This is a genomic window from Citrobacter sp. Cpo030 (assembly GCF_030333005.1).
Classification (GTDB): domain Bacteria; phylum Pseudomonadota; class Gammaproteobacteria; order Enterobacterales; family Enterobacteriaceae; genus Citrobacter; species Citrobacter portucalensis.
The window spans coordinates 363,655-381,292 of record NZ_JAOWGT010000074.1; the positions used below are offsets into that span (position 1 = coordinate 363,655).

The 17,638-nt window shown below is 53.9% G+C and carries 17 protein-coding genes; 3 read left to right on the plus strand and 14 right to left on the minus strand.

The window, feature by feature from the left end:
* The first annotated feature begins 24 nt into the window (after nt 1-24).
* Nucleotides 25-927, plus strand: coding sequence for a carboxylate/amino acid/amine transporter (locus OGY37_RS21050; protein ID WP_149280810.1), 903 nt, complete (start codon nt 25-27; stop codon nt 925-927).
* A gap of 28 nt (nt 928-955) precedes the next feature.
* Here the strand turns inward: OGY37_RS21050 and nlpA are convergent, their stop codons facing one another.
* The 10 genes from nlpA to OGY37_RS21100 all read right to left on the minus strand — a co-directional run bounded on the left by nlpA (nt 956) and on the right by OGY37_RS21100 (nt 10,859).
* Nucleotides 956-1,774, minus strand: coding sequence for a lipoprotein NlpA (gene nlpA / locus OGY37_RS21055; protein ID WP_032945419.1), 819 nt, complete (start codon nt 1,772-1,774; stop codon nt 956-958).
* Nucleotides 1,775-1,897: 123 nt separating this feature from the next.
* The gene (locus OGY37_RS21060) at nt 1,898-2,824 is read right to left on the minus strand and encodes an Rpn family recombination-promoting nuclease/putative transposase (protein ID WP_286621795.1); all 927 of its coding nucleotides are present in this window, start codon (nt 2,822-2,824) and stop codon (nt 1,898-1,900) included.
* 210 nt (nt 2,825-3,034) lie between these two features.
* Nucleotides 3,035-3,778 (minus strand): 2-dehydro-3-deoxy-phosphogluconate aldolase, encoded by a 744-nt coding sequence (gene dagF / locus OGY37_RS21065; protein WP_126317204.1) that lies wholly within the window; start codon nt 3,776-3,778, stop codon nt 3,035-3,037.
* On the minus strand, nt 3,765-4,874 hold the full coding sequence (gene dgaE / locus OGY37_RS21070) for a D-glucosaminate-6-phosphate ammonia lyase (protein ID WP_279275352.1): 1,110 nt from the start codon (nt 4,872-4,874) through the stop codon (nt 3,765-3,767). Before dgaE ends, dagF begins: the two co-directional genes overlap by 14 nt.
* Nucleotides 4,875-4,877: 3 nt before the next feature.
* Nucleotides 4,878-5,738, minus strand: coding sequence for a PTS system mannose/fructose/sorbose family transporter subunit IID (locus OGY37_RS21075; RefSeq protein ID WP_005121522.1), 861 nt, complete (start codon nt 5,736-5,738; stop codon nt 4,878-4,880).
* On the minus strand, nt 5,735-6,484 hold the full coding sequence (locus OGY37_RS21080; RefSeq protein ID WP_003023960.1) for a PTS mannose/fructose/sorbose/N-acetylgalactosamine transporter subunit IIC: 750 nt from the start codon (nt 6,482-6,484) through the stop codon (nt 5,735-5,737). Before OGY37_RS21080 ends, OGY37_RS21075 begins: the two co-directional genes overlap by 4 nt.
* A gap of 25 nt (nt 6,485-6,509) precedes the next feature.
* A complete protein-coding gene (locus tag OGY37_RS21085) occupies nt 6,510-6,995 on the minus strand; it encodes a PTS sugar transporter subunit IIB (RefSeq protein ID WP_003023959.1) in 486 nt (161 codons plus the stop codon).
* Between the two features lie 12 nt (nt 6,996-7,007).
* Complete coding sequence (locus tag OGY37_RS21090; protein ID WP_191235912.1) at nt 7,008-7,433, minus strand: PTS sugar transporter subunit IIA; 426 nt, start codon at nt 7,431-7,433, stop codon at nt 7,008-7,010.
* A gap of 120 nt (nt 7,434-7,553) precedes the next feature.
* Nucleotides 7,554-10,352, minus strand: coding sequence for a transcriptional regulator DagR (gene dagR / locus OGY37_RS21095; RefSeq protein ID WP_286547687.1), 2,799 nt, complete (start codon nt 10,350-10,352; stop codon nt 7,554-7,556).
* Nucleotides 10,353-10,442: 90 nt separating this feature from the next.
* Nucleotides 10,443-10,859 (minus strand): GNAT family N-acetyltransferase, encoded by a 417-nt coding sequence (locus OGY37_RS21100; RefSeq protein WP_003827152.1) that lies wholly within the window; start codon nt 10,857-10,859, stop codon nt 10,443-10,445.
* 130 nt (nt 10,860-10,989) lie between these two features.
* On the opposite strand from OGY37_RS21100, the gene OGY37_RS21105 reads away from it, so the two are divergent.
* Entirely contained in the window at nt 10,990-11,283 is a 294-nt protein-coding gene (locus OGY37_RS21105; protein ID WP_003827149.1) for a YicS family protein, read from the plus strand.
* 94 nt (nt 11,284-11,377) lie between these two features.
* On the plus strand, nt 11,378-12,760 hold the full coding sequence (gene gmuD, locus OGY37_RS21110; protein WP_286621798.1) for a 6-phospho-beta-glucosidase GmuD: 1,383 nt from the start codon (nt 11,378-11,380) through the stop codon (nt 12,758-12,760).
* A gap of 46 nt (nt 12,761-12,806) precedes the next feature.
* Here the strand turns inward: gmuD and nepI are convergent, their stop codons facing one another.
* From nepI to OGY37_RS21130, 4 genes are all read right to left on the minus strand, one after another.
* Nucleotides 12,807-14,000, minus strand: a complete 1,194-nt coding sequence (nepI, locus tag OGY37_RS21115) for a purine ribonucleoside efflux pump NepI (protein WP_003827145.1) — start codon at nt 13,998-14,000, stop codon at nt 12,807-12,809.
* 170 nt (nt 14,001-14,170) lie between these two features.
* Nucleotides 14,171-14,623 carry a DUF1198 family protein gene (locus tag OGY37_RS21120; protein ID WP_003827141.1) on the minus strand — a complete coding sequence of 151 codons (453 nt, stop codon included), beginning with the start codon at nt 14,621-14,623 and terminating at the stop codon, nt 14,171-14,173.
* A 149-nt stretch (nt 14,624-14,772) separates the two neighbouring features.
* Complete coding sequence (gene uhpT, locus OGY37_RS21125) at nt 14,773-16,164, minus strand: hexose-6-phosphate:phosphate antiporter UhpT (protein WP_286621800.1); 1,392 nt, start codon at nt 16,162-16,164, stop codon at nt 14,773-14,775.
* 142 nt (nt 16,165-16,306) lie between these two features.
* On the minus strand, nt 16,307-17,635 hold the full coding sequence (locus OGY37_RS21130; protein WP_286621802.1) for an MFS transporter: 1,329 nt from the start codon (nt 17,633-17,635) through the stop codon (nt 16,307-16,309).
* Nucleotides 17,636-17,638 lie beyond the last annotated feature (3 nt).

Here is a 17,638-nt window from a genome sequence, read left to right on the forward strand (position 1 = left end):
ACAAAACAACATGCCGAGGGAAAGATGAGTTCCACCAGAAGAGGGATGATGAACGTCCTGATTGCCGCCGTATTGTGGGGAAGTTCAGGCGTTTGCGCGCAATACATCATGGAGCAAAGCCAGATGTCGTCGCAGTTTCTGACCATGACGCGCCTGATTTTCGCCGGGCTCATTCTGCTGATGCTCTCTTTCGTTCACGGCGACAAAGTGTTCTCCATTATCAAAAACCGCAAAGACGCCATCAGCCTGCTGACTTTTTCCGTGGTTGGGGCGCTCACCGTACAGCTAACCTTTCTGCTGACTATTGAAAAATCCAACGCCGCCACCGCGACGGTGCTGCAATTTTTGTCACCGACCATAATCGTGGCGTGGTTTTCCGTGGTGCGCAAAGCACGACCGGGGATTTTAGTACTGACTGCGATCTTCACCTCGCTTATCGGCACCTTCTTGCTGGTCACCCACGGTAACCCGACGTCGCTGTCTATCTCACCTGCCGCGCTGTTCTGGGGAATTGCCTCGGCGTTTGCCGCCGCGTTCTACACCACCTACCCCTCAACGCTTATCGCGCGCTACGGCACGCTGCCGGTCGTCGGCTGGAGTATGTTGATCGGCGGCATGATCCTGCTGCCGTTTTATGCCGGACAAGGCACTAATTTCGTGGTGAATGGCAGTTTGATTCTGGCGTTTTTCTATCTGGTGGTCATCGGCACATCGCTGACGTTTAGCCTGTACCTGAAAGGCGCGCAGATGATTGGCGGACCGAAAGCGAGCATTTTAAGCTGCGCGGAACCGTTGAGCAGCGCGTTGCTGTCCCTTCTGCTGTTAGGTATTACCTTTACCCTGCCAGACTGGCTGGGCACGCTTTTGATCCTCTCTTCGGTAATACTTATCTCAATGGACTCACGTCGCCGCGCCAGAGCGGTTTAACGCCAACCGGCGCGGCAAAGGGTCATGATTACCAGCCCGGAACCGCGCCACCGTTAAAGATAGTTTCTGCCGCCTTCGCCACTTCTGGTGACTGATAAGATTGCAGGAATTCTTTCACATTCTCGGCATCTTTGTTGTCTTCTCGCGCCACAAGAATGTTCACGTACGGTGAGTTTTTGTCTTCAATAAATACGCTGTCATGTACCGGGGAAAGCCCGGTTTGCTGGATGTAGGTGGTACTGATAATCGCCACATCCACTTTCTGATCGTCCAATACGCGCGGCAACTGCGCGCCTTCCAGTTCCATAATTTTCAGATGCCGCGGATTATCAGTGATATCCAACGCTGTTGGCAGCAGGCCGGTATCCGCTTTCAACGTAATTAACTTCTCTTTTTGCAGCAGCAACAGCGCCCGACCCAGGTTGGTCGGGTCGTTAGGTATCGCAATCGTTGCACCGTCTTTTAGTTCAGCGACGGTTTTGATTTTCTTCGAATACCCTGCCATCGGGAACACAAAGGTATTGCCCACCGCAACCAGCTTATAGCCGTGTGCTTTATTATCTTGTTCGAGGAACGGACGATGCTGGAAGACGTTGGCATCCAGCTCACCATGATTGGTGGCATCATTGGGCAGCAGAGAGCCACTAAACCCCACCAGCTCCACCTCAAGGCCATATTTTTCTTTAGCGACTTTCTTCGCGACCTCCGCTACATCCTGCTCAGCACCGTTAATCACACCCACTTTGATATGCTTTGCATCACTGCTCTGTTGATCGCATCCTGCCAGCAATAATCCCGCCAGTAATACCGCCGCCCCGGCCCCGAAATAAGGTATCTTCAGCTTCACGTTTTATCCTTTTGCAATAACCGCCTGATGAGTAATGAAATGACTATAGCGGGAAGGCCGCTGCGGTTTAAAAAACGAAAAAGCATCAGCAAGAAGAAAAAAGCATAATGGAGCTAAGATAAATTAGTCAGAAGATACCGTCAGTTCATCAATTGAAAGCCCGGTAATAATTAGCACCAGTTCACGATCGATCCCCTTCTCAAGCATGGCATGGGCTATCCGCAACGCTTCGTCCTTTTTACCTTCTAGCAAACCCTTTTGCAGTCCCTCCTGCAGGCCACTGCGATGACCCGACTCACGTAAGCATTCTGCAATCGTCATTAATCTCTCCTTATGTTGGGGAACGCGCAGGGCAACCTGTCGAATAAACGCCTCAAAACGCGGTGCGCTACCAGCCTGCACCAGGTAATTAAATAGCGTTTCTACCTGACTGTCATTAGCGTGTCCCTTAATCAACAGGGCAACCAGTTTATCGATCAGCACCATCAAATCGCGCTCGCGTATATGCTTCTGGACAAGTTCCAGGAGCGCCACCCTCCGGTGCTGCATAATCTCATCATCAGAGACCACCGTGATATCGACCAGCGGGAAGGCCGCGCCATAAAGCTGCCGCGCGGTTTCTGGATCGTCAAATTCATCCAGCCAGCACAGTGAAAAAGGGTACGGGCTGGCAACACCATGATAAAAAAGTATCGGAACCACCAGCGGCAGTGTTTTGTGGCCGGCATCAAGGTGATTCTGCATCGCGGCAATGGCATAACGCATCATCCGAAATGCCATATGGGCATCCGGTGAACTCTGGTGTTCAATCAACGCGTAGATATAGCCTTTACCGGTTCTCGTTTTTAGCGACCACAGAATATCGGAATAACTGGCACGCAGGTCTTCCTCAATAAAACTCCCTGGCTCCAGCTTCAGTGTGTTCAGATCGCAAAGTTCACGTAATGGTGCAGGGAGATAGCTATCAAGAAAATCCCGTGCCGTTTCTGGGTGGCTTAAGAATTTTTTAAATACCGCATCATGCGGCGTAGAAGTTGTTGGTTTTTTCATGGCGGTCCGTCACCAGAAGAACAAGATGACGGAACCTTACTCGCCAGTCGCACACACAACATCTGGGAACTTTTCTATCTGCGAGGCGGCTTGGCGGATAAATACATGCTTTTGCAATGTATTCATTTTCAGGGAATAGCGTTCGCAAAAATGCCCGGCAGGCGCACTCACCTCCGGGCATTTTTTATGAGCCATCCAGCGATGGCGGCATCACACCAGGGCTTTGACTATCTCCATCAACCTGACAACATCTGCAGGCCGGGTTTTGCCGGTCTGTGAGTCGATAATCGAGCTGTAAACATGCGGCATGACGCGCGGGACTCCCGCCTCCAGACAGGATTGCAGGATAACGCCGAAGTTATCGAGATCGATACCGCCGGTCGGCTCAATCAATGTCATGCCGTTTCGTGCCGCTGTCGTCGCCAGTGCGTACAGCTCAGGCAGCGACTGCTCACCACCCATTGGGAAGAACTTCGCCGCATGGGCTCCTGAATCCAACATCATACGGACCGCTGCATCGCAGGAAACGCGGGCTGGCGTGCCCTGGCTGCTGCTGACCCCGGTCGAGATCAACACTTCCCCCGGCGTGCCCGTGGGACTGACTAACGCGTTGATATGGGTCTGTTCACCGCCCGTTGCCGCCAAGGCGCCTGCCGCAAACCCGCAACCGGTAAAGGTCTGGTTGACGTGTGCCGGATGGACCTGTGAGGCAATCATCGCCGCTTTGTAATACTGCGCCGGGTCACCGGCCCCCAACCCCACGGAAATTGATGGCACATCGGTCATCCAACGTTTTACTTCCAGAACCCCTTCCTCAACCGAGGAAAACTGCGCAGAAAGAATGCCGATCACCGCGTGGCCTTCGGCAGCATCATAGATTTCCCTCGCATTGGCGATATCCTTCGCCAGCACGTTAATAGCCACTTTATTACGATAAAAATTAATGTGCTGCATGTTCTGCAATCTCCTTTAATCGGGCCACGATCAGCGCCATTTCCCCTTCTGCGACCGTGCGCGGGTCAAGGCTAAAGACACCCTGATGAAGGTTGTAACGGCGAGCGTAGATCGCGATATCACCCTCTCGCAGTTGCGCTTCTACGGCGTAGGCATCCATTCCCAGCACCTGCGCATTCACCCGAATTCGAATCCGCCAGATGGCGCGTCCGGCCTCATCCTGCTCGATATCCGCATCCAGTCCGCGAATCTCTGAAATCGCCTGCGCCACGGGGCGGAGCGCTTCGGCAGTGACTACGGTTTGTCCCTGATGGTAGTTTTCCAGGGCATAAACCAACCCAACCATATTCTCTTTGCCGATTTTCATCGCCCGGGCAATGCCGTGGTGCTGCGCTTTACACGCGGCAATCCACTGTTTCTTCCCGGTGATAAATCCGGAGGTCGGCGCGTTAAAAGCTTTTGCCCCGCTGTAGACCACCATATCCGCTCCGCTTGCTACCCAGGCGTGCAAATCTTCCTCGGCGGCGGCATCGACAATCAGCGGCAGGTTGTGAACCTGCGCGACCTGCACAAAATCCGCGATGCTCAACATGCCTTTCTGCACGCAGTGGTGCGATTTCACGTACAGCAGCGCGGCGGTGCTATCGGTAATCGCGCTCTCCAGCTGCCAGCGGGCCGCCAGATTACTTGAGCCAACCTCCACCACCCGCCCGCCGCCCAAACGGATGGCGCTGGTGATGGGCGCACCGTAGTCAACGTTATGCCCGCGCAGCATGACCACTTCATTGGCCATTCCTGCGCTGTCCGGCATCAGCGTGACTCGCGCCTGGTCACCACGGGTAATGGCGGCGGCAACAGCGATAGCAATGCCCGCCGATGCACAGGAGGTGACGTAGCTGTCTTCGGCCCCGGTGTAGCGGGAAACCAGTTCTCCAGTTCTGTCCACCAGCCGATCAATTTCAACAAAGGCTGAAGCAGCCCGTGCGGTGGCCTGCATTACTTCCGGCGCTACGCTGGAAACACCCAGAATCGTCATCTTGCCGCAGGCGTTAATGACCTGTTTTAGCCCCAATTGTTGGTAGATATTCTGTGTCATGGCTTACAGCACTCCCAGCAGCGAACAGACCACGCTGAGCGCGACAATCGACAGTAAAATCGTTGTGTAACGCGGCCCTTTCTTCACCAGATAGAAATAGATGGCGAACACCGCCGCCAGCGGCAACAGACCGGGGGCAATAGAGTCGAGAATTTGCTGAACCACCACTTCAGAACCTTTCAGGGCACTGAGTTTTAATGGCGTGGTGATCTTGACGTAGCTTGCAGAAAGCGCGCCCATCATGATCAGGCCCAGCACGTTCGCGCCGTAGATAAGTTCCTTTATTCGCCCTCCCTGCAGCAGGCCAATTATCGAGTCACGCCCCAGCGTATAGCCTTTGTGAACCATGCCATAGCTGATTGCCAGCGTAATAGCAGGATAGAGAATTAACGGTACAATTCCGCCCATCGCGCTGCCATTCGCCGCAAACGGGATGAAAATCGCAATTAACAGCGGCATCACGGCGGCCCAGATGATGGAGTCCCCCATCCCGGCCAGTGGTCCCATCAACCCGGTTTTAATCCCGGTAATTGAGGCGTCGCTGATCGGCTCGCCGCGGGTTTTCTGTTCCTCCATCGCAATGGAGATCCCCTGAATCACCGCCCCGAACGTCTGCTCCGAGTTGAAGAAGTTCAAATGGCGTTTCAGCGCTTCAACCTGCTCCTCTTTTTGCGGGTAGAGTTTTTTGATGATCGGCGTCATTGAGGCGCAGAAAATAAGGCTTTGCAAACGCTCATAGGAGCTGGAAACTTCCGCGCCTAGCCAGTAGATAAACCAGGCTTTGGTGATGTCTGCTTTGGTCAGCGTGCCGCTTTCGCGCGCGCGCTCCACCAGTTCATGCTGCATTACGTCGCTGCTCATCATGCTGCTCCTTCATTTTTCGCCAGACCTTTAATCAGGAAGGCCACGCAGGTACCAAAGATTGCCATCGCCATGATGTCTACCTTCAGGTACAGCACCGCAAAGAAACCGCCGATAAACCATGGCAACAGGCTCTTTTTACCGATCACCATAATGGTGATGGCGAAGCCCAGCGCCGGCAGAATGCCGCCCATAATTTCAAAGGAGTGCGTCAGCCAGTGCGGCATCAGCTTAAGGAAGCTTTCCACAACGTCCTGACCAAAATAGTTGGCGGCAAAGACCACCGGGAAACGCAGTACCAGTCCGAGCAACGCCGGGTAGAGGAACGCACAGCGCATAATGCCCGCCATGTTTGCCGTTTCCGCATGCTTGTCGGCCATATGTACCCACGCCGCGTTTAACGTGCGGCGCAACTGGTCGAGGAACACGCCGATAACGCCAAACGGGATCGCCAGTGCGATAGCCAGGTTCGGGTCCATTCCGGCCTTCACGGCGATAGGAATTGAAATGCAGGCAGCCAGCGCCGGATCCGACGGGACGTTGCCGCCTGGCGTGGAGGTCACGCCGAGATAAACCAGCTGCATACCTGCACCGATGATCATCGCCGTTTCCATGTTGCCTAACAGCAGACCAACGAATACGGCAATCACCACTGGCTGTAGCAGCATGGCGGAGAAGGTGTAGCCAAGGCGTAATCGGGCAAACCAGTAATACAACCCCATCAGGCTTGCGAAGACTAAAGTATCCATAATTAAGTACCCTGTTATCAAAGAATTAGAATTTTTTCAGGATATCGTCCAGCGACTGCGGCTTATCTTCCGGGATAGTCTGGAAGAACACCTGAATCCCACGATTTTTCAGGTCGCTCAGGATGCCGACGTCTTTTTCATCCAGCGTAATGTTCTGGAATACTGCTTTGCGGTTTGGCCCACCGCCCAGCCCACCGACCTGAATGGTGGTGACATCAAATCCCAACTGAACCGCTTCCTGAACCGCAGCCAGAGAGGGGAAAAGCACCAGCACTTTGCCGTCACCAAGCTGGTTTTCTTTCCAGGCAGCCGCAAAACTTTGGTTACCGAAACAATCCACTTTGATGTTCGGCGGCGCGGCCATCAGGTAGATGTTTTTCATAAACGGATCGGCATCCAGTTCATCGCTGACCACCGCAATCCGGTTTGCCTGAGATTGCCCAACCCATTTGGTCACCACTTGTCCATGAATCAGACGGCTATCAATACGACATAAGACGATGTTTGCCATGATGTTTATTCCTTATTGTGATTGTTGTAATTGACGTACGTGGGCAACAACGTCCATGCAGCTGCTACGCCCGGCCTCGACCAGATCGGCCACGCAGGTGGTCAATTGGCCATGCTCGCGTTTGTCGAGCGCCTCCAGTAACAAAGAGGCGTTGAGCCCGGAAATCACTGCCACCGGGTAATCGGCACTCAGCCGTGCCGCCACGTTAGACGTGGTGCCGCCAATAAAATCGGTCAGGATCAGTGAGCCTTCCGGCATAGCTTTCACTACGGCTTCGACGCGCTGATAAAATTCGCCGAGCGTATCAACGGGCATCAGCGCAATTTCCGTCACGCCTTTGATTTCACCCATCACCATGCGCAGGCTGTTGCAAAGCTGTTGCCCCCAGCCGCCATGGGTCAGCAGCAGGATCTGGGGCAAGGATTCAGTGGTAGTCAAAATGGCCTCCTGGCTCGATTACATAGACATAGGTAAACAGAGCAAAGGCTGTGCCAGAATTTGTGTCACGCGGGGGAGTTGTGGGTGCTGGCGGGGCGCAAAGCCCCGCAAGTCTTGGGATTAGCTATACAGCAATTCGTAGATATAAAAATATTCCGCGTCCGATAAGCGAATGGCATAGGCCTCTTCAATCGGCAGGAAAGCAGATTTAATGACACTAAAGGCGCGAATATCCAGATCCGGCTTGTTCTCCAGCGCCATCTGTAACGGTTTGCGGTTAATCACGATACGCTCGACCATACAGCAGCAGTGGATCAGGAAGCGCAGTGTCACCTGACGGCTCGGTTTGAGCGAAAGCGCGGTGGTCAGATGATTCAACACGCCTTCCATCTCTTTCAAAATACGCTGCGGGTTGAGCACCGAAATATGGTTAATGATGCTCTCCATGGTCAACGCGCTGATAAAGCGCATCGCGCTGCGCTCCATTTCCAGTCGGCGCTCGCTGCTGGAGAGATCCGGCGTCAGCAAGCTGAGCACCAGCTCGGGGCCTTGCTCAGAGAACAACTCCTCGAGCGAGATAAACGGAATATCCGGCAGTCCCGGCTGGAAAGTACCCACTATGCCAGCCAGACGCTCAGTGGCGTTAATCGCTTGCTGAACACGATCCAGGCTGCGAACTTCGTTGTAATCGAGGATCACCATCCGTGTGTCCTGCGACATCAGTTCGCCGAAGCTCTCTTCCAGCACCTTTTTGATTTTTTCTGCCGTTCCCATCCCGGTGATGCAAGAGATAACCAGCACTTTACCGCTGTTTTCCTGCTGCGGCGTACAGAGCTGACAGGGTATATTTTTGCTCTGCATCAATGCCGCCAGCTGCGGCAAATCACTGGTTTCGTAGCTTAAATCCAGCCCAATCTCCAGCAGGCTGGTGAGCGTGATATTGGGCATCAGCAGAACGTCTATCTGAAATAATTTGCTGATCGTGCTGCCAAAATGGACCAGCGAGCCAATATCCACCATCAGGATCAATCGGCGATATTGCCGGGTCTGGATCATCTGCGTCAGGGCTTCCAGCGTGTCATGCACCGACTGCTCGAAAGGCATATCGATAGCGCTGAACACCTCGCGCTCCAGCACGCGATTCACGTACTGCGCCTGGCTTGTGGCGGTCGTCGCACCGTGGGCAATCAAAATCACCCCGCAGTCAGGACTGGCGTCAATCCGTTGGCGGTAATGACGGCACTCTTTGAGGAACAGGCACAGCCAGACCACCTCTGTCGCCGGACACTGAATATGCAGCAGTTCATTGATTTTTCGGCATAACAGCGTGGCGTTTTCGTATTCATCTTTGCAGCGATCAAGTATCAGGCTGGAAGAATAAAGTTGCGGAATAAGGCCGCGCTGCACGTAGCCAATCAGCGCCAGAAAGTGTTTGCGCAGCGGGTTAACCAGATTTTCCGGCAGCGTGAAGCCAAGCACCTGCTCAACGCAGCCGATCAGCAGCGTGACCCGCTCTTCAATCTGATCGCCATAGCGCGGGGGATGCGCCACACTGTCGCGGCTATAGAGACCATATTCAAAAATCGAGCTGAGTTTGTTTTTGAGGATTGCCAGCGTTTCGGCTGGCGGTACGTTGCTGTTACGCAGGTTGATGTATTCCCGGGTCAGGAAGCTGTAAAAGAGATCGCTCTCTTCAATTTCAGCTCCGGTGGCCAGCGAATTTTTCAGTGCGGGCAGCGTGCGGGCATCAATGCTCAGGTGCTCTTTGCCTTCGAACAGCGCTCCAACCAACAGACGTTGTTCCGGCGTGGCGTTAAAGGGGATCTCGGTCAGACGTTTATCCAGCTGTAGCGTATCGCTGTGCTCCGTCATCCCCGAGGCCCAGGCCTGGGCGCAGAGAAACTGAATGTCGCTCTTGAGCTGACCAATATTGCCTTCCAGCGGCTTGTTCAGCAGCCAGAGCAGCAGGGTACGGTCGATGCTTATCGTACGCTCGATTTTGCGGCTCTCACGCTGTAAGAAACCAACGATCAGCTCAACCTGCTCTTCCACCGAACGCTGGCGAATGCCGGGGAGATCGATACATACCTGAATACGTCGCTGGAAAGTGCGCAGCAACGCCGAACTTACCGGTTCGGTGGTCGCACATATCAGGCGAACCGAGATTGAACGCGCCACGGCGCTTGAACCCAGCGGCCGGTATTCGCCTTTGTCGAGAATAGAGAACAGCTTTTCCTGACCTTCATACGGCAGACGATGCACTTCATCGAGCAGGAGATAGCCGCCATCAGCCTGTTCGACCAGACCGGGTTTATTCTCGTTTGCACCGGTAAACGCTCCCTGTCGATGACCAAACAGGTGCGATGAGAGCAGTTCCGGGTTATGCGCGTATTCCGCGCAGTTGAAATAGACCAGCGGTGGAGGCGTTCCCGCTGCACGTTCGCAGGCGAAACGGTGCATCAGTTCGGCAAAAAAGGTTTTACCCACGCCGGAGGGACCGGTCAGCAGAACATGTAGCCCGTGGGGATACAACACCGCCGCGCGGCCTTTTTCCACCGCATCGCGCAGGCTGCGATCGTAACCAATCAGGCTGGAAAAGGGATCGTCTGTCGCCTGGTTTTCCTGAACAGGCAACAGGTCGGCAACGGTTTGCACTTCACGCTCGGACTCATCCAGTTTGCGCCCCAGCAGCGTTTCAATCGCCTGACGATGCAGAAAGAATACCGGGCGCCCGCGGCTTTTAATCGCCAGGCCGTCGTTCCAGAGCTGATTGAGATCTTTACTGACTGAGTTGCGCGCCAGCCCGAGGTTAAAGCCGATGGCCTCCGCTGTGAACGCCGTTTCCTGCGCCAGATGGGCAAGATTCAGGCCTCGCGTCAGCCGTTCCAGCTCTCCCAGTATTATCTCAATCCGTCTCATCTCTTTACCGCTTAAGAAATAAATGATTGTTCAGAACATACACTATTCTGCTGCGCAAGAAAGTGAGGCGGCATCCAGACCTTCCGGTCATCAAAACGTTTTCGACAAATAATGGCGCGCGGAACCGGTTTCCGGGAAGTTATCGAGGGTCATTTGCAGCTGATAGCCGTTTTTCTGATAAAACGGCAGCGCCTGGAAACTCATGGTATCCACCAGCGCATGCAGGCATCCTCTCTCACGCGCCGTCTGTTCTGCGGCCTGCATCAATTTTGTGCCGTAACCGCCTTTGCGCAGCGAGTCATGCATCCACAGAAAATCAATGCACAGCCATTCGCCTTTGATTTTGCCGATCAGCCCACCCAGAATGTCATTGCGCTCATCGCGCCAGTACACCGCCAGGTCGCCAAAATTGGTGGTTCTAAGAAACTGCCGGTTGTAAGCGCGCAATCCGGCAAGTAGGGCATTTTGATCGTCTTCGGTAATCGTATCTGTAATCTGTATTTGCATCCTATCCTCCTGAAATAACTACAACTTCTGGCTGATTTATTTTTAGACATTAACACAGGGTGATGAGTGAGTCGTATGCCGTCTACACTTACTCTTGAGATGATGCGCATAGACAACAAGGATTATTATCATGAAACGAGTCATTTTTCCGATTATTGCCGTCCTTTTCACGCTACCCGGTCTGGCGCAAGCCGACTCGGCTTATGGCAGTCTGCAGGCTGTACACGAAAAGAATACCGTTATGAAGGATTTACGTAAGATTTGCACCCCGCAAGGGTCGCCATCTGATGAGGTGTGGGAAAAAACGATTATGGCTGATACGCGTAATCAGCAGCACATCCGCGAAGCCATTCTGGCAATTCAAAGAAACAATCAGAACAACTACTGGGAAGCGCTTGGCAAAGTTGAATGCCCGGATTTATAGGCATTTGGTTGAGAAATGAGTACTGTAACCGGTTTCTGTATCGCAAAAACACGTATTGTTTCCAGAACGTATAAATAGTAATGGAGCAACAACAATGCGATACCGTTTTCCAGAAAACTTCTGGTGGGGCAGTGCCTGCTCGGCCCTGCAAACCGAAGGGGATAGCCTGAACGGCGGCAAAAGCCAGACCACGTGGGACGTGTGGTTCGATCGTCAGCCAGGTCGTTTCCATCAGGGCGTTGGCCCGGCAAACACCTCAACCTTTTATCAGCACTGGAAACAGGACATTGCACTGCTCAAACAACTGAAGCACAACAGCTTCCGTACGTCTCTGAGCTGGTCGCGCCTGATCCCGGACGGTACCGGCGAGGTTAATCCTGAAGCCGTCGAGTTCTATAACAACGTCATCGACGAGCTGCTGGCACAAGGCATTACGCCATTTATCACCCTGTTCCACTTCGACATGCCGATGGTGATGCAGGAGAAAGGCGGCTGGGAAAACCGTGAAGTGGTCGAGGCGTTTGGCCGCTATGCACAAACGTGTTTTACATTGTTCGGCAACCGGGTTAAGCACTGGTTTACCTTTAACGAGCCAATTGTCCCGGTTGAAGGCGGCTATCTGTATGACTTCCATTACCCTAATGTGGTGGATTTCAAACGTGCAGCTACCGTGGCGTATCACACCATACTGGCGCATTCGACGGCGGTTCGGGCATATCGTGCCGCAAACCATGACGGTGAAATCGGCGTGGTACTGAATTTAACGCCTTCCTACCCGCGCTCACAAAATCCGGCGGATGTGAAAGCCGCACACTATGCGGATCTGCTGTTTAACCGCAGTTTCCTTGACCCGGTGCTGAAGGGTGAATATCCGGCGGATCTGGTTGAACTGCTGAAAGGGTACGATCAATTACCGGCATGCCAGCCAGGCGACAGCCAGTTAATCGCCGAGGGAAAAATCGACCTGCTCGGCATCAACTACTATCAGCCGCGTCGCGTGAAATGCCGCGATAGCGCCGTCAACCCGGATGCACCGTTTATGCCGGAGTGGCTGTTTGATTATTACGAAATGCCGGGGCGGAAAATGAACCCCTACCGTGGCTGGGAAATTTATGAGCCGGGTATTTACGATATTATTACCAATCTGCGTGATAATTATGGCAACCCGCGCTGTTTTATTTCTGAAAACGGTATGGGTGTCGAGAATGAGCAGCGTTTTATTCAGCAAGAGCAAATCAACGACAGCTACCGTATTGAATTTGTTTCTGAGCATCTTAAATGGCTACATAAAGGCATTAGCGAAGGCTGTAATTGTCTTGGCTACCATATGTGGACCTTTATTGATAACTGGTCATGGCTCAACGGATATAAAAACCGCTACGGTTTTGTTCAGTTAGATTTAGCAACGCAAAAACGCACGGTGAAAAAGAGCGGCGAATGGTTTGCCCGTACCGCCGAAAACAATGGTTTTAATTAAAACCAACCAGGATGCCGGATAGCGATCCGGCATACCGTACTTTAGTTTATTGCATATCTTTTATGCGTACTTTTGCGGCCACCAGAAGCGCCGTCAGCAGCATCAGGCTGCCGGAAATCATCAGGGGCGACAGCAGTCCTAGGGTATCGAGCGCATAGCCTCCCACCGCAGCCCCGCAGGTATTGGCAAGTTGGATCACGGCGACCTGGACGGATCCGGCTTTTTCTGCCTGATCGGCAAGCGAACGGGTGATCCACGTCGACCAGCCCACCGGTACCAGCGCAAACAACAGTCCCCAGATAATCGCAATACCCGCCGCCACCACTTTGTCGCTGCCCCACAGGATCAGGACCAGCGCACTGAGCGCCAGCACCAGTGGCGCACCGGCTAACGCCAGTTTGACCGAACGCTTCAGAATCATCGACGAGAACGACGTACCAACAAAACTGGCAATGCCGAAGCTCAGCAGCACCAGCGTCAAGCCATCAACGTCAAAGCCCGCCAGATTCATATAGATCGGGCGAATATAGGTAAAGAAGGCGAACTGCCCGGCAAAGGACATGAAGATGGCAATCATCCCGGCCATCACCCCTGGACGCTGCAACAGGCTGAACATGTTTTGTTTCTGATGCGAAGGTTCACCAGGCAGCGAAGGCAACGCTCTCACCACCCAAATCGTGCACAGCACGCCCATTACCGCCGCCGCATTAAACACGTTACGCCAGCCGATAATACCGCCCAAAAAGCTCCCCAGCGGCGCGGCAATTACCAGCGCAATAGAGACCGCGCCAAAAATAACCGACAGCGCTTTCGGCACCGTACGTGCAGGAACCAGACGCATGGTCAGCGACGCCGACATCGCCCAGAAGCCGCCAAGCGCCAGACCGAGGCAGGCGCGGCCAACGAGCAGCAGCGAAAAAGAATTGGCAAAGGAAACCAGCAGACAGGAAAGCGTCAGTAGCACCGAAAACAGGATCACCACATAGCGACGATCGGTCGCCTGAATAATTTGCGTCACAAACAGGCTGGCGAACATGGCGACAAATGCCGTCACGGTCACCGATTGTCCGGCCACGCCTTCAGAAATCCCCAAATCCTGCGCCATCGGCGTTAACAGGCTAACGGGGAGAAATTCAACGGTTATCAGGCAGGCAACGCAGAACGCCACGGCAAATACCGCCGACCAGTTAGGTCGGGAATTTGCCTCAGCGCGGGATTTTTGTTCAACAGCTTCACTCATTTTGCTACCTGCGTGGGGTTATTGTAGAAAAGTTACGCAGTGTAACATTAAATTTGTGACGTAATTAACGTTTCAGCAACTGTTTATAGCCGGATGGCGACGTCGTCTTATCCGGCCTACGATGGGACACTGCGTTAGGCCTGATAAGCGTTGCGCCATCAAGAGGACTATCAGTGCAGCCAGTGCACACCATCTTCAGGCTGGAAAAAGGCGTTATAGCGCATCTGGAACGCATTAAGCTCCTGCATATCCGGCTCCATCTCGCGTAGAAAACCGAGCGCCAAACGCACCTGCGCGTCGGTAATCGGTGCAGCCAGCCGGGCCTTTTGCAGCCAGCGGTGCCATTGCAACAGGTTCTGCTCACTGCCGTCGACAATAACGATTTGCCAGATCAACAGCACCTGGGCAGCATTTTGTAGATGCGATTCATCAGGACGGTGGAGGTACTGTAAAAAAGCCTCACCCTGTACTTTTCCCATCTGATCGATCATCGATTCTACCGGCACGACATCAATGTTCAGTCGCTCGCTCAGACGGCGAATTGCCCGCCGCGACCCGGATGTTAGCACCCGAAATCCCACCACAAAAACAACCACCAGCGTGGCCAGCATTATCCAAATCATGCGAACATCCATTACCAGACAGGACGCCCATCATAGCGGCAAATTCACCTCTGTCGACGACTGAACGTGTTAACGCTGTTCAGGACGGGTTACGAGGAATAAAAAAGCCCGCCATTAAGGCGGGCAAAAGTTACCAATGCACACTTAACTTAAGCTACTTTCAATTGTTGAATCTTTTTCTCGCGGCGAATTTTACGTTCTTCAAACACAGCCACGATGGCCATCAGACAGATACAACCGATGGCGGCAGCATCCAGCGCGGCGAAAGTGCCCGCCCAGCCGGTCAGCCCGAAAATCGGCGTGCCGTCGGCAATCATCCCCAGACCTAACTTGGCGAAGCTGTCACCAATCAGATAGGCGAAGGTGCCTTTAATCCCATCGGCTGCGCCGATCGCTTTTTTCGGCACAAATCCGACTGCTGCTACACCGATTAACAGCTGCGGACCAAACACCAGGAAGCCCAGCGCAAACAGCGAAGCCAGATAGATGTACTGGTTGCTGGCGTGCTGATAAACGCCCAGAGTGGCGATAATCAACGCCAGCGCCACGCAGGCCACCAGCGCACGACGACCGTTAGCCAGGTCAGAGAGCCAACCCCACATCAGCGTGCCAACCAGCGCGCCCACTTCAAACAGGGTAAAGCCCTGAATTGCCACTTCTTTGGAAAGCTTCAGTTCCTGGAAAGCGTAGACGGTGGACCACTGGTCGATACCGATACGCACCACGTACAGGAAGATGTTCGAGAAACATAACAGCCAGATCACTTTGTTTTTCAGCACGTACTCAACAAAGATCTGCCATTTGGTCATCTCGTTTTCTTCGGTTTCTTTGTCTTCTTCACTGATCTCCTCACCGAATAGCTCTTCGGCTTTACCGAGGCCATAAGATTCCGGGGAGTCACTGCCGTAGCGCAGGCCGATAAAGCCGACAATCAGGGCGATAATCGACGGGAAGATAAACATACCGATGACGTGACCGTCGAACAGATAGTTAGCGCCAAACAGCGCCACGCCCGCCGCACCCGCACCGCCGAGGTTGTGGGAGATATTCCACATGCCGAGGTAAGAACCCCGCTTGCGACGCGGCGTCCATTTGGTAATGGTGGAATAGCTACATGAGCCGCCGGTACTCTGGAAGAAACCGCTCAGAGCGTAGAAAGCGATCATCAAAAACAGGCTGGTTGAACCCGCGCCCATGCTGGCGCTGAAGCCGAGCATACAGATGGCGGAAAGGATCAGCATAAACGGCAGGAACTGCTTGGTGTTTTTGCCATCCGCGTAGTAGGAAACCAGCGTTTTACCCACGCCGTAGGTGATGGAGAAGCCCAGGCCAATCATCCCCAGCTGCGTCATGCTCAGCCCGTAGGTGGAGATCATGTCGTTCTGCGCGATGTTGAAGTTTTTGCGGATCAGGTACATGGTCAGGTAGCCGATAAAGACTACCAGATAGGACTGCATGAACGGTTTGAACCACATTTTGCGCCGCACATCGAGCGGCAGATCCAGGGTCGGCTTGCGCACCTGGTTGAGAAAGGCCAGCATTTGACACTCCCGAGCTAATTTTTATACCTGCGAATGGCAGGCATTGTAAAAATCAGCCGGGAGACGCGCCTGAGACAGCGTCCAGGTGAAACCGGGAAAATTTCTTAGTTTTGCCCCACTCAGGGCAAAAAGGTGAGGTACATCACGCTTCGTTGAGATCGCGCGGGGCCTGGGCGTTTAAAAATGGCAGCAGCAACAACGCGGAAATCCCCGCCGCAATAGCGATCACCACAAAGAATCCGGTCCAGTGCCAGACCTCCATCACCTTCGCCAGCGGCCAGCCGGAGAGCGATGCACCCAGATAGGCAAACAGCCCAACAAAACCGGTTGCCGCGCCCGCCGCATCTTTATGCGAACATTCCGCCGCCGCCATGCCGATCAGCATCTGTGGGCCGAAGACGAAGAATCCAGTGGTGAAAAAGCACGCTGCCTGCATCACGTAGCTGGCGAACGGCATCAGCCACAGCGAGCCAACTGAGAGCAAAATTCCGGCGGCAAAAATCAGGTTCATTGGACCGCGGTTACCGTTAAACAGCTTGTCTGAACCCCAACCCGCCACCAGCGCGCCAACAAATCCGCCCAGCTCAAACATTGTCACGGCGGTATTGGCGGTCACCAGATCCACGCCGAGCGTCTCCGACATGTACAGATTGCCCCAGTCGTTAATCGCGGCACGGACCACGTACACCAGCACATAACACAGTGACAGCAGCCAGATATAAGGATTCAGCAGCACATAGCGGGTGAGGATCTCTTTGCGGCTCAGCCCAGCACCTTCCTGCTGTTGGGCAATTTCCAGTTCGTCATGCCGCCAGTCGCCAATCGGCGGCAGACCAATCGCCTGCGGCCTGTCTCGCAGCCGCCAGCAGAGAAAAATCCCCACCACAATCGCCAGCAGCCCAGCGATCATCATCCCGGCGCGCCAGCCGTAGTGCAGCGCTGTTGCCGCCATCACGATAGGGATCAGCGCCCCGCCGACGTTGTGCGCGGTGTTCCATAGCGCCCACCAGCCGCCGCGCTCGGTACGCGAATACCACGCGGTCAATAAACGCGTGCAGACCGGCGATCCCCAGCCCTGGAAAAAGGCGTTCAGCGCCCACAGCACCGCAAAGGCCCATAGCGAGGTGGAAAATCCAAACAGAATGTTTACCACGCCGGTGGCGATCAGTCCGATGCCCATAAAATAGCGAGCGTTGGATCGGTCGCTGACGATACCGGAAACAAACTTCGACAGGCCGTAGGTAATGTAAAACAGCGTCGCCAGCAGCCCAATGTCGCTGCGGGTCAGCACGCCGCTGGTCAGAATATCCGGCACCGCAGCGTTGAAGCTTTTGCGTGTGAAATAGAACAGCGCGTAGCCGAGCCAGATGGTGGTCAGGATATGCCGCCGCCAGTAGCGGTAGCGGGCATCCACTTCGCGCTTATCAGTAATGAGCGGCGCACTGGCCGGAGCTTTTAAAAACGAAAACATGAC

Excerpts from the sequence above, each read along its gene's own strand:
- nepI (WP_003827145.1), bottom strand. The coding sequence starts at position 14,000 with ATGAGTGAAGCTGTTGAACAAAAATCCCGCGCTGAGGCAAATTCCCGA.
- OGY37_RS21100 (WP_003827152.1), bottom strand. The coding sequence starts at position 10,859 with ATGCAAATACAGATTACAGATACGATTACCGAAGACGATCAAAATGCC.
- OGY37_RS21105 (WP_003827149.1), top strand. The coding sequence starts at position 10,990 with ATGAAACGAGTCATTTTTCCGATTATTGCCGTCCTTTTCACGCTACCC.
- dagF (WP_126317204.1), bottom strand. The coding sequence starts at position 3,778 with ATGCAGCACATTAATTTTTATCGTAATAAAGTGGCTATTAACGTGCTG.
- OGY37_RS21080 (WP_003023960.1), bottom strand. The coding sequence starts at position 6,484 with ATGGATACTTTAGTCTTCGCAAGCCTGATGGGGTTGTATTACTGGTTT.
- dgaE (WP_279275352.1), bottom strand. The coding sequence starts at position 4,874 with ATGACACAGAATATCTACCAACAATTGGGGCTAAAACAGGTCATTAAC.
- gmuD (WP_286621798.1), top strand. The coding sequence starts at position 11,378 with ATGCGATACCGTTTTCCAGAAAACTTCTGGTGGGGCAGTGCCTGCTCG.
- OGY37_RS21130 (WP_286621802.1), bottom strand. The coding sequence starts at position 17,635 with ATGTTTTCGTTTTTAAAAGCTCCGGCCAGTGCGCCGCTCATTACTGAT.
- dagR (WP_286547687.1), bottom strand. The coding sequence starts at position 10,352 with ATGAGACGGATTGAGATAATACTGGGAGAGCTGGAACGGCTGACGCGA.
- OGY37_RS21050 (WP_149280810.1), top strand. The coding sequence starts at position 25 with ATGAGTTCCACCAGAAGAGGGATGATGAACGTCCTGATTGCCGCCGTA.
- uhpT (WP_286621800.1), bottom strand. The coding sequence starts at position 16,164 with ATGCTGGCCTTTCTCAACCAGGTGCGCAAGCCGACCCTGGATCTGCCG.
- OGY37_RS21075 (WP_005121522.1), bottom strand. The coding sequence starts at position 5,738 with ATGATGAGCAGCGACGTAATGCAGCATGAACTGGTGGAGCGCGCGCGC.
- OGY37_RS21120 (WP_003827141.1), bottom strand. The coding sequence starts at position 14,623 with ATGATTTGGATAATGCTGGCCACGCTGGTGGTTGTTTTTGTGGTGGGA.
- OGY37_RS21060 (WP_286621795.1), bottom strand. The coding sequence starts at position 2,824 with ATGAAAAAACCAACAACTTCTACGCCGCATGATGCGGTATTTAAAAAA.
- OGY37_RS21085 (WP_003023959.1), bottom strand. The coding sequence starts at position 6,995 with ATGGCAAACATCGTCTTATGTCGTATTGATAGCCGTCTGATTCATGGA.